Annotated in this window: 12 protein-coding genes; 7 read left to right on the top strand and 5 right to left on the bottom strand. The window is 66.2% G+C overall.

All coding sequences use genetic code 11. The features are described from left to right. Positions 1-157: 157 nt before the first annotated feature. Positions 158-1,714 carry a methyl-accepting chemotaxis protein gene (locus P3W85_RS40095; protein ID WP_276268883.1) on the bottom strand — a complete coding sequence of 519 codons (1,557 nt, stop codon included), beginning with the start codon at positions 1,712-1,714 and terminating at the stop codon, positions 158-160. 362 nt (positions 1,715-2,076) lie between these two features. Here P3W85_RS40095 and P3W85_RS40090 point away from each other — a divergent pair, with 362 nt between their 5' ends. Continuing rightward, positions 2,077-3,897 (top strand): phosphodiesterase, encoded by a 1,821-nt coding sequence (locus tag P3W85_RS40090; protein ID WP_276268882.1) that lies wholly within the window; start codon positions 2,077-2,079, stop codon positions 3,895-3,897. A gap of 7 nt (positions 3,898-3,904) precedes the next feature. Here the strand turns inward: P3W85_RS40090 and P3W85_RS40085 are convergent, their stop codons facing one another. Continuing rightward, the gene (locus P3W85_RS40085; protein WP_276268881.1) at positions 3,905-4,630 is read right to left on the bottom strand and encodes a response regulator transcription factor; all 726 of its coding nucleotides are present in this window, start codon (positions 4,628-4,630) and stop codon (positions 3,905-3,907) included. Between the two features lie 567 nt (positions 4,631-5,197). Then, positions 5,198-6,217 (bottom strand): aldo/keto reductase, encoded by a 1,020-nt coding sequence (locus P3W85_RS40080; protein ID WP_276268880.1) that lies wholly within the window; start codon positions 6,215-6,217, stop codon positions 5,198-5,200. A gap of 209 nt (positions 6,218-6,426) precedes the next feature. Here P3W85_RS40080 and cls point away from each other — a divergent pair, with 209 nt between their 5' ends. After that, complete coding sequence (gene cls, locus P3W85_RS40075) at positions 6,427-7,860, top strand: cardiolipin synthase (protein WP_430869707.1); 1,434 nt, start codon at positions 6,427-6,429, stop codon at positions 7,858-7,860. A gap of 7 nt (positions 7,861-7,867) precedes the next feature. Here the strand turns inward: cls and P3W85_RS40070 are convergent, their stop codons facing one another. Next, positions 7,868-8,338: an ion channel gene (locus tag P3W85_RS40070; protein ID WP_017230940.1), complete on the bottom strand. Its 471-nt coding sequence runs from the start codon at positions 8,336-8,338 to the stop codon at positions 7,868-7,870. 323 nt (positions 8,339-8,661) lie between these two features. Continuing rightward, positions 8,662-9,144, bottom strand: coding sequence for a hypothetical protein (locus P3W85_RS40065; RefSeq protein WP_276268879.1), 483 nt, complete (start codon positions 9,142-9,144; stop codon positions 8,662-8,664). 165 nt (positions 9,145-9,309) lie between these two features. On the opposite strand from P3W85_RS40065, the gene nthA reads away from it, so the two are divergent. From nthA to P3W85_RS40040, 5 genes are all read left to right on the top strand, one after another. After that, positions 9,310-10,035 (top strand): nitrile hydratase subunit alpha, encoded by a 726-nt coding sequence (nthA, locus tag P3W85_RS40060; protein WP_276268878.1) that lies wholly within the window; start codon positions 9,310-9,312, stop codon positions 10,033-10,035. Next, positions 10,032-10,730 (top strand): nitrile hydratase subunit beta, encoded by a 699-nt coding sequence (gene nthB, locus P3W85_RS40055; protein ID WP_276268877.1) that lies wholly within the window; start codon positions 10,032-10,034, stop codon positions 10,728-10,730. Before nthA ends, nthB begins: the two co-directional genes overlap by 4 nt. Next, positions 10,723-11,109, top strand: a complete 387-nt coding sequence (locus tag P3W85_RS40050) for a nitrile hydratase accessory protein (protein ID WP_276268876.1) — start codon at positions 10,723-10,725, stop codon at positions 11,107-11,109. The genes nthB and P3W85_RS40050 overlap by 8 nt, the downstream gene beginning before the upstream one ends. A 281-nt stretch (positions 11,110-11,390) precedes the next feature. Beyond that, positions 11,391-11,987 (top strand): GTP cyclohydrolase II, encoded by a 597-nt coding sequence (gene ribA / locus P3W85_RS40045; protein ID WP_017229782.1) that lies wholly within the window; start codon positions 11,391-11,393, stop codon positions 11,985-11,987. Positions 11,988-12,112: 125 nt separating this feature from the next. After that, a partial coding sequence (locus tag P3W85_RS40040; RefSeq protein WP_276268875.1) for a sensor histidine kinase occupies positions 12,113-13,500 on the top strand: 1,388 nt, incomplete at its 3' end.

Here is a 13,500-nt window from a genome sequence, read left to right as displayed (position 1 = left end):
CCAGGTAAGGCTTCCGGCGTAGGCCGCCGGATTTTTCGATGCGGAATAGTCCCACCGATCGCCTTGCGCGTCAACCGCACCGTGGAACCACTGTTCTGCTATGCAGAACAGTGGCGCTGGCAATGGAAATTCGGCCGCTTCCCTGCCGCCAGCGTCTTCAAAACTGAAAACGCGCCACCCCGGCCGTCAGGCCCGCGGCCTGCTGGTCCAGGCTGGCCGCCTGGGCCGTGACGGCTTCGACCAGCTCGGCGTTCTGCCGGCTGGTCCGATCGAGCTGGGTAACCGCGTCGCCGACCGAACGGATGCCGCGCGCTTGTTCATCGGCCACGCCGCACAGCCGCTCCGCCAGTGCATGGCTCTGCCCGACCGCTTGCTCGATGCCGCCCATGGCGCTCACCACCTGTCCGCTCAGGCGCGCACTGCGCGCAATCTCGGCGCTGGCCTGGCCGATGGTGGCGCGGATCTCGCGCGCCGAGTTCGCGCTGCGCTGCGCCAGTCCGCGCACCTCTTGGGCTACCACGGCAAAACCGCGGCCCGCCTCGCCGGCGCGCGCCGCCTCGACGGCCGCGTTCAGCGCCAGGATATTGGTCTGGAACGCGATGCTTTCGATCACCGAGACCATTTCCGCGACGTTGCGCGAGTGGTCGTGCACGGCCGCCATGGCGCCGCTCATCTCGCTGACCACCGCCATGCCGGCTTCGGTGGCTTCGCGCGCCTGGCGCGCCATTTCGCTGGATTCGGTAGCCTGCTCGCGGGCTTGCCCGACCAGCGAGGTCAGGCTGTCCACACTGGCCGCGGCGGCGGACAAGGCCGCGCCCTGCAGCGCGGTCCGGCTGGACAGGTCGTGGTTGCCGGCGGCAATGCTTGCGCTGGCCGCGACGATTTCCGCGGCCGAGACCTGGATGCCTTCCAGCACGCCGGCCAGTTGGTCGCGCATGCGGGCAAGCAGGCACATCAGGCTGCGGTCGTCACCGCGGCGCAGCGCGATCGCCTGCCGCAGGTCGCCCGAAGCAATGCGGTTGGCCACCTTGGCCGCATCCGCCGGCTCCCCGCCCAGCTGCGACAGCAGCCAGCGCGAGGCAAACCAGGCCAGCGCCGCCGCGGCCGCCAGGCTGGCCACCAGCATCCCCACCATCAGGGCCTGGGCGCGCAACTGGCTGGCCGCCACCGTGGCGACCGTATCCGCGGCCTGCCGTTCCTGCTGCTTGCGCGTGACTTCCACCAGGTCCGCCAGCTTCTGCAACTGCTCGCCAAGAAAATGGCCATCGACGGAGACCGCGCTGTCGAACTGCAAGGCATCCAGCGGCTGCTTGCGCAGCAGGGAGACATAGTCACGCAGCATCGCCGCGGCGGCGTCCCGTTCACGCCGCAATGCCGGCGCCTGGGCAGGGGTGGCCGTGTGGACGATGGCCAAGGCATGGTCGAGCCGGGCGAGCGCACTGTCGATATCGGTTACCGCCTCGTCGCGCTCGCTGCCGCTGGTGGCCATGGTCAGTGCCAGTTGGGCACGCCCCAGCCGCGCCAGCGCCGATTGCGCGCGCTCGGCGGCGATCGCGCCCTGCATGTCGCGCTGATAGAGCGTGTCTGTCATATCCTTGACCGAGACCAGGCTGAAGATGCCGGTCAGTCCGACAACGGCGCCAAACACGTAGACCAGCGCGAACGCCAGGCACATGCGCGCGGCGAGCGGAAGCCGTCCCAGCCAGGCTGGCATGCGCCACTCCGCGCGGCGGGGAAGACCTGGCTTGATGGTTTGCAACACGGTGATACTCCGATGGACCGGGCGGCCCACTTGCTGACCCTGGGGAGCCATCATCCCCGGCGCCGGGTGCCTTGCGCATTGAGCGTTGTGGCCTGGCGCTGCTTGCTTCGGCATCGGGTGACGGCATGACTGGTTGTGGGGCGCATGCTGGCGATCAATTGTGACGAAACCATGACATCCCAGCCGGGCGCGGGGGTAATCGCTCTTGTCATCCGCTTGACACATTAATGACATGAAATAGACCCCAAGTCACATCGACCCACCAGCATTGCGCGCCTGGCGCCGCGCTTCTCCCTGTCACGTTCACTCCGTCCATGCAGACTGCCTCTCCTTCGGCCGGCGTGCCCGTGCCGCGGCTGCGCTTGCCGCCGCTACACGCCGTATTCCAGCCCATCGTTGCCTTCGGCAGCGGCGAGGTGCTGGGCTACGAGGCGCTGGTGCGCGGGCCAGCCGATTCGCCGCTGGCCATGCCGGATACGCTGTTCCGGCTGGCCGGTAATGAGGAGGAGACCGTAGAGATCGAATTGCAGGCAGCGCGCATTGCCTTGTCCACCTGCGTGGCGCGTGGGTTGGGCGGCAAGCTGTTCCTCAATTTCAGCACGATGGCGCTGCGCCATCTGCTTGCCGATGGCGGCCACGCGATGGCGGCACTGGCCGCGAACACCATCGCGCCCGAGCGGGTGGTGATCGAGGTAACAGAACAGACGCCGATCGAGGACGCGGAGCGCTTCGGCCAGGCCATGGCCGTGCTGCAGGAACTGGGCATGCAGTACGCGCTGGACGATTTCGGTACCGGCCATGCCAATCTTGACCGGCTGCTCCACCTGGCACCGCACTACATCAAGCTGGACAAGTCGCTGGTGCGCGGCATCGGCACTTGCTCGCGCCGGCTCGAGGTGGTACGCACCGTGCTCGCCATGGTAGATGCGCTTGGCGGCACGGTGATCGCGGAAGGTATCGAGGATGCCGGCGAACTGGCGGTGCTGCGCGACCTCGGCGTGCCCTTCGGGCAGGGCTACTACCTGGGCCGGCCAGACTCGCTGCCGGTTGTGGAAGTCGCACCGCAAGTCAGGCAGGCGCTGGTATCCAGCCAGATCGCCGTGTTTCCGCAGGCGGTGCGCTCGGCCCGCCCCGGCGTGCTGGCGGGCCAGCTGTTGCGGCCCGGCCCGACTGTCGGCCCCGCCACCAGCAACAACGAACTGCTGGCGCTGTTCCATGCGCACCCGCAACTGCACGCGGTCGCCGTGGTGGGCGACGACAGGCAGCCGCTAGCCATCATCAACCGGCACTACTTTATCGACCGCTTCGCGGTGCCCTTCCACCGGGAGCTATATGGCAGGAAGGCCTGCATCGCCATGGCCAACCCAGCGCCATTGTGCTTCGACAAGGGCGCAAGCATCGAGGAAATGGCGCAGGCGCTGTCGGGCGAAGACCAGCGCCCGCTGGCCGATGGCTTCATCGTCACCGAAGGCGGACGCTACGCGGGCCTCGGCACCGGAGCCGACCTGATCCGCGCGGTGACGGAGATCCGCATGGAAGCCGCGCGCTACGCCAACCCGCTGACGTTCCTGCCGGGCAATATGCCGCTCAACCGGCATATCGACCGCCTGCTGGAGGCAGGAGCGGAGTTTCACGCCTGTTATGTCGACCTCAATCATTTCAAGCCCTACAACGACCAGTACGGCTACTGGAAGGGCGACGAAATGCTGAAGGGCGCTGCTGCCATCCTGGCGCAAGCCTGCGACCCGGCGCGCGATTTCCTGGGCCACGTGGGGGGCGACGACTTCCTCGTGCTCTACCAGAGCCGGGACTGGGAGGAACGGGCCCGCACGGCGATCGCGCGCTTCAATCGCGCGGCGCGCGAGATGTATGCCGAGGCCGACCTCGCGGCCGGGGGCATCCGCGGCGAGGACCGCGCAGGCCGGACGGTGTTTTTCCCCACGGTGACGATGGCGGCCGGCGCCGTACGCGTCAGGCCGTGGGGCCCGGAAGGCATCGCCGGCCTGCGCCGCCTGGGCAGCAGCCATATCGGCGCGGCCGCTGCGGCGGCCAAGCGCGAGGCCAAGAAGGCCACCAGCGGCTTTGTCGTGATCGACCTGCGGGAGCTGGCGCGAAGCGGGCGGCTCTCGGCTTGAGCAGCGCTCAGCCGGCGCCAGGCGGCGGCAGCCGCTCCATCTCCGGGCCGACTTCATCGAGCCGGTAGCCCTGGCCATAGACCCCGGAAATGACCACGCCGTGGCGCGGCTTCAGGGCAAGCGCCCTGCGCAGGCGCGACACCAGGCTGGCCAGCGAGCGCGACATCGGCGGCAGCGGACAGCCCCACACCGCGCGTTCGATATGGGCATGCGACATGACATGGCCCACGTTGCCGAACAGCAGCACGGCGAGCTCGAACTCCTTGGAGGTGAGCGCTACCGGCCTGCCCTCGAAGGTTGCCTGATGCGACAAGCAGTCCAGCGCATAAGGCCCGACCGTGACAGCCGGATGCCACGCTCGCGGGTGCGGGGCAGTGCGGCGCCGCAGGGCATGCAGCCGGGCCACCAGTTCGCGCGAGCGCAGGGGCCGGATCATGTAGTCGTCGGCGCCCGCGTGCAGGGTGTCGACGACCGAGTCTTCGTCGCGCTTCTCCGAGAGCACCATGACCGGCGTCTCGCAACGGTACACGCCGCGCACCGCGCGCACGGCTTCCGCGGCGGGCATGTCCGCCAGTTCGTGGTCGATCAGCAGCACGTCGTAGCCGGAGCGGTCGATACCATGGAACAGCTCCCTGCTCGCATGATAGGTATGGCAGGACACGCCGGCGCGGGACAGGGAGTCCGCGATGGCCTTGGCCTGGACCGATCGGTCCGCTAGCAATGCGATCTTCATCAGGATTTCCAACTGGCGTTCGGGCAAATGGCGGGCCGGGCGGGCAGGCGCATGCATCTGCCGCCCGGCCAGACGGGCTGCCAATGCGGTTGAGCCGGGGCTCCCAGCCTGCCACGGGCAGCATAGCCGCAGGGGCGCATCGCTGACGTTCGGACGCGTCTGCAATCACTTGCAGACGTTTCCCAATACAGATCCGGTCGGTGGCGAGGGCGTACGCGCCAGCGCCCGGATTGCTGCGCCGCACGCACACTTTTTGTCCAGAATTGACGAATCGCGTTATCCACAGCTTTTGTGGATAACCGTGCCATGCGTTCCGCGTTTGGCCAATGGTGGCCGTTCTGTATCGGACTGCCTATTTTTTGCACAGCCGGGCGGCTGGCTTCGCCGGTGCCTCGCTTCGTGCGGCAAGATGGCCGGGCCGTGCAGCGATGGCGCCGCGTAGAATGGGGGCGCCCAACCGGTCGGGACCGGGCCCGAAGAGCGGGCCCGGCACTCGCCGTCGCGGTGGATCGTTCTGATCTGGGCTTGCCTCCCCGCACGACGGATGGATCGGGGGCCAGTGGTTCCTCAGAAAACCGGCCTTCCGGTCAATGGATAATTCGGGTCGCTGTACCCATGCGTGGAAGCATGTCCAGGCCGCACCAGCGCATCCACCATGGTCTCCTCCTCAGCGGAAACGGCCACGCCGACAGCACCGAAATAATCCTCGAACTGCGCCAGCGTACGCGGCCCGGCAATCACGGAACTCACGATCGGATTGGCCAGCACCCAAGCGGTGGCAAACTGCCCGAGCTTGAGCCCGCGCGCCTCGGCATGCCGCTTGAGCGTCTGCGCAATGACCAGCGATTCCTCGCGGAACTCGGTCTCCATCATGCGCCGGTCCGCACGGCCGGCACGGGACTCCTGCGGGGGTTGCTGGCCCGGCAGGTATTTGCCGGTGAGCACGCCGCGGGCGATTGGGCTGTATGGCACCACGCCAAGCCCGAAGTGCTGGCACGCGGGAAGAATCTCCACCTCGGGCATACGGTTGAGCAGGTTGTAGTAGGGTTGGCAGACCACCGGCCGCGGCGTGCCCAACTGATCGCACAGCCGTGCGATTTCGGCGATGCGCCAGCCGCGGAAGTTCGACACCGCCCAATAGCGGATCTTGCCCGCGCGCACCAGGTCGCCCATGGCGCGCACGGGCTCCTCGAGGTTTTCGCCGGGGAAGTCGCGGTGCAGATAGAGAATGTCGAGATAATCGGTGTCCAGGCGGCGCAGGCTTTCCTCCAGCTCGCGCAGGATCCATACGCGCGAGTAGTGCGAGTGGTTGGGCGTCGGCTGCATCGGGTTGCCCAGCTTGCTGGCCAGGATCCAGTCGTGACGGTCGGCAGCCAGCAGCTTGCCGACCATGCGCTCGGCGCCGCCCTTGCTGTAGACGTCCGCGGTGTCGATGAAATTGACGCCGTGCGCGCGAGCGCTGCCGATGATGCGGCCGGCCTCGGCTTCGTCGGTCTGGTCTGCAAACATCATCGTGCCCAGGCACAGGGCCGATACCTTCAGGTTGCTGGCGCCCAGGCGCCGGTATTCCATCTTGAACTCTGACATTGCGATCATCCTTGGTAAGCCGGGCAGGCGCATCCGTGCATGCGCGTACAAGCCCGAGACGTCCGGGCACGTTCCGGTGCGAAAGCCTGAAAGCTTACCGCCTGCGGGGAAATTCCGCTGGCCCGGGCACAGATCAATGCCCCTGGACCGCGCCTATGCCAGAATGCTAGCCATTGTGGTCCGGCGCCGCCTGGCGAAATCTTACGATCATGCTCAGCCTATCCCTAGTCGCGGCGATCGTGCTGGTGTTCCATCTGCTCGGCGTCGTCGCCGCGCTGCACGCGGTGATGACCGTGCGTACCGCCCCCGGCGCCATTGCCTGGGCAGGCTCGCTGGTGATGATGCCGTATTTCACGCTGATTCCGTACCTGATCCTGGGCAGCAGCAGCTTCGCCGGCTATGTCAACGCGCGCCGCTTCAACAACGACCGCCTGCGCGAGGTGACCCACGTCATGGATGCCGGCGAGCGCGCGGCACGTGATGCCAGCGTGGTGCATGCGCCCACCCAGGCCTGCCTGCGCGCCTTGCCCCGGCTTACCGGCATGCCGTGCCTGACCAACAACGCAGTGCGGCTGCTGGTCAATGGCGAGGCTACCTTCGCCGCGATCTTCGCCGCCATCGCCGCCGCGCGGCAGATGGTGATCGTGCAGTTCTTCATCGTCCACGACGACGATCTCGGCAGGCAACTGGAACGCTTGCTGTGCGAGCGCGCCGCCGCCGGGGTGAAGGTCTATTTCCTCTACGACAGCATCGGCTCGCATGCGCTGCCGGGCGATTATGTGAAGCGCCTGCTGGCCGGTGGCGTGGAGGCCCGGGCTTTTGCCACGCGGCGCGGCTTCGTCAATCGTTTCCAGCTGAATTTCCGCAACCACCGCAAGCTGGTGGTGGTGGACGGCGAATGCGCATTTACCGGCGGCCACAACGTGGGCAACGAATACATGGGCCGCAAGCCGCCGCTGGCGCCGTGGCGCGACACCCATATCGAGATCCGCGGCAGCGCCGTGCTGGACTTGCAGATGGTCTTCGCCGAGGACTGGTTCTGGGCCGCGCGCGAGGTGCCGGCGCTGTTGCCGCCACCGGCCGCGCCGGCCGGCGGCATGACCTGCCAGGTAGTGCCGTCCGGTCCCGCCGACGCGCAGGAGACCTGTTCGCTGTTCTTCGTCGAGGCGATCCAGGCAGCGCGCTGGCGGGTGTGGATCACCAGCCCATACTTCGTGCCGGACGAGGCCGTGTCCGCGGTACTCCGGCTGGCGGTGCTGCGTGGGGTGGATGTGCGCATCCTGTTGCCGGCGCGGCCCGATCATCTCGTGGTGTTCGCAGCCTCCACGCTGTATGCGTATCAGGCCATCTGCGCCGGCGTACAGATCTATCGCTACCAGCCGGGCTTCCTGCACCAGAAAGTCATCCTGATCGACGATGAAGCCGCTGCGGTGGGCAGCGCCAATCTCGACAACCGTTCGTTCCGGCTCAACTTCGAGCTGATGGTGATGACCGCGGACCGCGGCTTCGCCGCCAGCGTGACGCACATGCTGGAGCAGGACTTCGCGCAGGCCCGGCTGATCGAGCGTAACGAATACCTGGGGGCGCCAAGATTGCGCAAGGTGGCGATGCACGTGGCCACGCTGTTTGCGCCCATCCTATAGCTATATCCTATAGCTCTGCCTGCTCCGCCTGCTTCGACGGGGCTGTCTGCCAGTCGCGCCGCATGATGATGTAGGTGAAAGAGGTCGACCAGCCGATCAGGATCAGGCCCACCAGCGGTTCGATGCTGGCGATCAGGCGCGTGGCGCCGACCGGGAAGATGTCGCCCAGGGACTGGGTAGTGTAGGTTTCCAGCGAAAAATAGACATAGGTGATGGGCAGGACTGTGTGCGTGCCGCTCAAATCGCCCAGTTTCAGCACATGAGCCGCGAACCAGTAGCCGAAGGCGAACACGATGGCTTCAAGGCAATGGGCAAGGATAATGCAGACGATCAGCACGCCCACGTTGACGCGCCCGGTCCAGCGGCGCGGATTCATACCGGACAACAGCCGCAGCGCCTCGTAGTGGATGGCAACGACAGTCACCGTGAGGATGCTGGCGCAGGCCAGTGCCAGCAGATCGTGCGCGGTGACTTCCATCGGTATTCTCGCTCCAGTCGGGATGGTTGCCGCTGCGTGCGGCATGGCGATAGTGACTGCCCCGGCGGCCCGGATGTTCCCGCGAAGCCCAGGCGCCCGCGGTAACAAACTGCTTGGAATGTAACGGAGGATCACGGGGGACGCCAGGCAGTCGCCAGGTGCGAGGCAAGGCGAGCGGGGGCCGGGCTAGCGGGGCTGATTCCAATGCAAAGTGACGCCCCGTGATCATCGACACGCTGGTGTGGGTTGCCATGCGCCTGGACAGCTTGGCTTCCCTTCAGCACAAAGTGAAAGTGCCATACCACCGAGGCCTGGACTGGGTCTCAATCGAACTCGACGTAGATCTCGCCCCGCGGCCCGTCATACCCGAGCCGGGGAATCTTGCCGTGTTCGCGGCTGCTGCGCGCAAGGGCGCGGAGTTCGGCCTGACGGGCCGGCTCGCGCAGGTTACGGCGTGCCCTGGTGTTGATCTCGCTGGGCCCGCATTCTGGATTGTCGCAGCCGTACAGTACCCACTGACCATAGCTGCCCCGACGGGTCCTGGTTTCCGCCGGTGCGCCACAAAGGGGGCAGGTATCTGTTTTTTCCTTCATCGCAGGAATTTGTCGCAAACTGGGCCGCGCGGCCGGAATGACGAGCATGGCCCGCAACCGCCGCCAATCATCCCGATTTCGCCGAAAATGCCCGGCTGGCAAGGCCGCGTGCGCGTCACCCGACATGCCATACCCCAGTCTGCGCAGTTCGCGGCCACGCTGCTTCCCCTCTTGAGAGGGGGGTAGTGGCAATAAAAAAGACATGATCTCCATCCTGGCTGCTACATGAGCAATATCGATGCCACCAGCAGCATTTCCAGCACTTTCGCCATCGGCGGCGTGCCGTCGCCAAGCCGCCAGGCCGGATTGCCAAGCCGCACAGGCGCGGCCATACTGGCTCTTCCGCAGAGTCATGTGCCCGAACGCCACCCAACGCCGATGCGCCAAGACCCTCCCGACCCGTCAGTGAATCCGCAGCCGCAGGAACCCCATTCGGTTCATGTCCATGCCGACGACCATCATCACGATCACGACCATGACCATGACCACGGCGGCAGCACGCTGTCCGAGATGGACTTGCGCGTGCGCGCGCTGGAGTCCCTGCTGGTGGAGAAAGGCTATGTCGACCCCGCCGCGCTGGACCTGCTGATCGAGACCTACGAGCAGCACATCGGTCCGCGCAACGGTGCCCGCGTGGTGGCCAAGGCCTGGACCGACCCGGCCTACAAGGCCTGGCTGCTGGCCGACGCCACCGCGGCGATCGCCTCGCTGGGCTTCACCGGCCGCCAGGGGGAGCACATGCTCGTGCTCGAGAACACGCCTGCCGTCCACAATATGGTGGTGTGCACGTTGTGCTCCTGCTATCCGTGGCCGGTGCTCGGCCTGCCGCCGGTCTGGTACAAATCGGCGCCGTACCGCGCCCGCGCGGTGATCGACCCGCGCGGCGTGCTGCAGGATTTCGGCTTCACGCTGCCCGGGGAGGTGCGGATACAGGTGTGGGACTCCACCGCGGAGCTGCGCTACCTGGTGCTGCCGAGACGCCCGGCCGGCACCGAGGGCTGGAGCGAGGCAGCGCTGGCGGCGCTGGTCACGCGCGACGCCATGATCGGCACCGGCCTGTTGCCCGACGTGGCGGCGGCCACTAGCGCGAAGGAGCCGCAATGAACGGCGCCCAAGACCTTGGCGGCATGCAGGGCTTCGGCCCGGTACGCCCTGAACCCGGCGAAGCGCCGTTCCACGCCGAATGGGAGCGCCGCGTGCTGGCGCTGACGCTGGCCATGGGCGCGGTGGGCAAATGGAATATCGATACCTCGCGCGCCGCCCGCGAAAGCCTGCCGCCGGCGCAGTACCTGGGCAGCAGCTACTACGAGATCTGGTTCGAGGGGCTCAAGGCCCTGTTGCTCAAGAGCGGCCTGGCCAGTGCGGAAGAAATCGCTGGCGGCCGGTCCGCCACGGCACCGGTGGCGCTGGCCCGGGTGCTGGCGGCGGAGCAGGTCGGCCCCGCGCTGGCACGCGGCACGCCCAGCGCCCGGCCGGCGCCCGGCGAGGCGCGCTTCCGGGTAGGCGACCCTGTGCGCGCCCGCCAGATGCACCCTGCCGGCCACACCCGGCTGCCGCGCTATTGCCGTGGCCGGCAAGGCGAGATCGTGGCCGTCCACGGCGCCCATGTGTTCCCGGATGCAAGCGCGGCCGGCGCGGGAGAGCAGCCGCAATGGCTCTATACCGTGCGCTTTGCCGCCACGGAATTATGGGGCGCGGATACCACGGCGGATTCGGTCAACGTGGATTGCTGGGAGCCCTACCTGGAGGATCCCGAGGACCGTGCCGGCAAGCCGCCGGCGGAGGCTGCCCATGACTGAACCGGCAATCGCGGCGACCACGCCGGAAAACCTGCGGGCCATGCGCTCGGCGCTGCCGGCCCTGCCTTGCGACAGCACCGGCCCGGTCTTCCGCGAGCCCTGGGAAGCCCAGGCTTTTGCCCTGGCGCTGGCGCTGCATGAGCGGGGCGCCTTTACCTGGCCCGAATGGGCTGCCAGCCTTTCCCAGGTCATCCGCGACGCCCAGGCAGCGGGAGACCCCGACAACGGCGAGCATTACTATCACTTCTGGCTGACCGCGCTGGAGCGGATCAGCGCCGCCAAGGGCCTGGTGGACAAGGCCGCGCTGCTGGACCGGCGCGGTGCCTGGGAGGCCGCTGCCCGGCGCACGCCGCACGGTCAGCCCATCGAACTGGGCTGACGCCGGCGCGGCGCCATGCAGGATCAATCCTGAGCATCGCGCCACGCAAAACAGTGTTGCAGCCACGGCGCTTGTGGCGTGCCAGAAGATCCACTTAGCATCTCGTTGCGCAGTGCACATGGCCGATTTCCAGGGCCGGACCTCAGGGTTCGGAGCAGGCGGCGGCGCAAGCCCGCATGTGCGTTGCCTGCGATACGCGCCCGCTCGTGCTACCTTAGCGGGCTAGGCGCTGCCAAGCGCCCGATGCCGTGCCGGTTGGCCGGCGCAAATATTCGACTGACATGAATGACACAGAAATCCAGCTGATCGGCTCGGCCCGCCTGCCGACCCGCTTTGGCAACTTTACCGCCCACGCTTTCAAAGGCGCCGTTTCGGGCATCGAACACCTTGCGCTCAGCGTTGGCGATATCACCGGCGAAGCGGTGCTGACCCGCCTGCACTCCGAGTGCCTGACCGGCGATGTCTTCGGCTCGTGCCGATGCGACTGCGGCGAGCAGCTCGACCTCGCCATGAAGAAGATTGCCGAAGAAGGCCGCGGCATCCTGCTCTACCTGCGCGGGCACGAAGGGCGCGGCATCGGCCTGGGCCACAAGATCCGCGCCTACGCGCTGCAGGACGAGGGGCTGGACACGGTCGACGCCAACCTGGCGCTGGGCCAGGAGATCGACGCCCGCAACTATGCCTTCGCCGCCGACCTGCTGCACCAGTGGGGCGTCAAGTCGATCCGGCTGATGAGCAACAATCCCAAGAAGAAGCAGGCGCTGGAAGCGGCCGGCATCAAGGTGGTGGAACAGATGCGCCACATCGTCCCGTCCAACGCGGAAAACGAGAAATACCTTGCAACCAAGCGGTCGAGGATGGGGCATTTGCTGGATTGAGACGCGACGGCTGCGGCTCGGATAGTCCAGGGTGCGACGTGTCCGGGCATCCGCCCGGGGTGGGAAATATAAGGGATGAACTTGGTGCGCGATGCTCTTCGGGTGCAGTACGAGATGCGCATGAGATGCTAGAAGCGCACAATTTGGCAATGCAAACTGCGTTCCCGGGATACACTTTCAGGTCAAAGCCACTCATTCAGCCGCTTTCCGACATGCTTGCCCAGATCCGACGCAGTTGCGGTGACAGTTTTGCGCACCTCCGCCGTGTGCTCGCCAAGGAGATTCATCTGGATGTGCGCCAGCCGGCGCAGGTAAAGCGCATCCACCTGATGGGATGGCTCGCCTTCATCGGCTATCCGCTGTTCTATGTCATCTGGAAATACTGGTTTCCGCAGCCTTACGAGAGCCTGACACTCCGGCTGCTCGCCATGGTGATCTTCGCGCCGCTGATCCTGACTGGGAATCTGCGCGACCGTAAATGGCTGCCAGCCTATTTCTTCATCACGCTGACGTATGGGCTATCCTTCCTGTTCGTCTATCTGTACCTGATGAATCACGGCAATCTGGTATGGTCCCAGTCGCTGGTAATCGCCGTCTTCATCCTGTTCAATTTCAGTGGCTGGGTAACTGGTGCCGCGTCGCTCGCACTGGGAACCGCGGTGGCCTGGCTGGTCTACCGCTATGTCACACCGACACAAGCCTCGCCACTTGAGGTGAACTGGCTGATGGAATTGCCTATCATCGGGTTCACCATCTGTACTGTCGCAGTGCTCAAGATCGACAGGCACATCCTGATCCAGGAGAAACTGGATGGCATGACGATCGCCCTGTGTACCGTAGCACACGAGTTGCGCACGCCGATTCGCAGCATTGGTGCCACGGCGCTGGGAATGGGACGTTATTTGCCGGCACTGATCCGCTTCTACGAGGAAAACGAAACACGCGCAAACACCCTGAATCTGCCTCCCGGGCATTTCGCCTTGCTTAAAGATGCACTGCCGCGTATCCAGCTTGAGGTCGACCGCATGAATCACGGCATCGACGTGCTGCTGGTGAACGCACGCGTTGGTGCGGCTCAGGCGCCAGCCGACGAATTTCCGCTAGCCAACGCCGTGAGTGAGGCACTGGCGCGCTACCCCTTCGAGGCGGGTCAGCGCGAGCGCGTCCACGCCGAGATGACCGAGGATTTTGCGATCCGAGCCGATCAGAAGCTGCTGGTGATGGTATTGTTCAACCTGCTCAAGAATGCCTTGCATGCGATAGCCCGCGCCGGCCATGGCGAGATCCGGCTGCGCACCGAACGGGGCAGCCGGCGCAATCGCCTGGTGTTCCGCGATACCGGCACGGGGATCCCCCAGCGGGAGCTGGCATCCATCTTCAAGCGCTTTCACACCTACCCGCGCAACGAGGGCACCGGAATCGGCCTGGCCTTCTGCAAGGAAACGCTGGAAGCCTGGGGGGGCCGTATCCACTGCCATTCGGTCGAGCACGAATACACCGAGTTCGTGCTCGA

The organism is Cupriavidus basilensis (genome assembly GCF_029335485.1).
Lineage (GTDB): Bacteria > Pseudomonadota > Gammaproteobacteria > Burkholderiales > Burkholderiaceae > Cupriavidus > Cupriavidus basilensis_E.
Note: the sequence above shows the minus strand (reverse complement) of the source record. Positions and strands in the feature narration are given on the sequence as shown.

Bases quoted from the DNA above. Each gene is read 5' to 3' on its own strand.
- nthB (WP_276268877.1), top strand. From the start codon at position 10,032: ATGAACGGCGCCCAAGACCTTGGCGGCATGCAGGGCTTCGGCCCGGTA.
- P3W85_RS40050 (WP_276268876.1), top strand. From the start codon at position 10,723: ATGACTGAACCGGCAATCGCGGCGACCACGCCGGAAAACCTGCGGGCC.
- P3W85_RS40065 (WP_276268879.1), bottom strand. From the start codon at position 9,144: ATGGAGATCATGTCTTTTTTATTGCCACTACCCCCCTCTCAAGAGGGG.
- P3W85_RS40090 (WP_276268882.1), top strand. From the start codon at position 2,077: ATGCAGACTGCCTCTCCTTCGGCCGGCGTGCCCGTGCCGCGGCTGCGC.
- P3W85_RS40095 (WP_276268883.1), bottom strand. From the start codon at position 1,714: ATGCCAGCCTGGCTGGGACGGCTTCCGCTCGCCGCGCGCATGTGCCTG.
- P3W85_RS40080 (WP_276268880.1), bottom strand. From the start codon at position 6,217: ATGTCAGAGTTCAAGATGGAATACCGGCGCCTGGGCGCCAGCAACCTG.
- ribA (WP_017229782.1), top strand. From the start codon at position 11,391: ATGAATGACACAGAAATCCAGCTGATCGGCTCGGCCCGCCTGCCGACC.
- cls (WP_430869707.1), top strand. From the start codon at position 6,427: ATGCTCAGCCTATCCCTAGTCGCGGCGATCGTGCTGGTGTTCCATCTG.
- P3W85_RS40085 (WP_276268881.1), bottom strand. From the start codon at position 4,630: ATGAAGATCGCATTGCTAGCGGACCGATCGGTCCAGGCCAAGGCCATC.
- P3W85_RS40070 (WP_017230940.1), bottom strand. From the start codon at position 8,338: ATGGAAGTCACCGCGCACGATCTGCTGGCACTGGCCTGCGCCAGCATC.
- nthA (WP_276268878.1), top strand. From the start codon at position 9,310: ATGCGCCAAGACCCTCCCGACCCGTCAGTGAATCCGCAGCCGCAGGAA.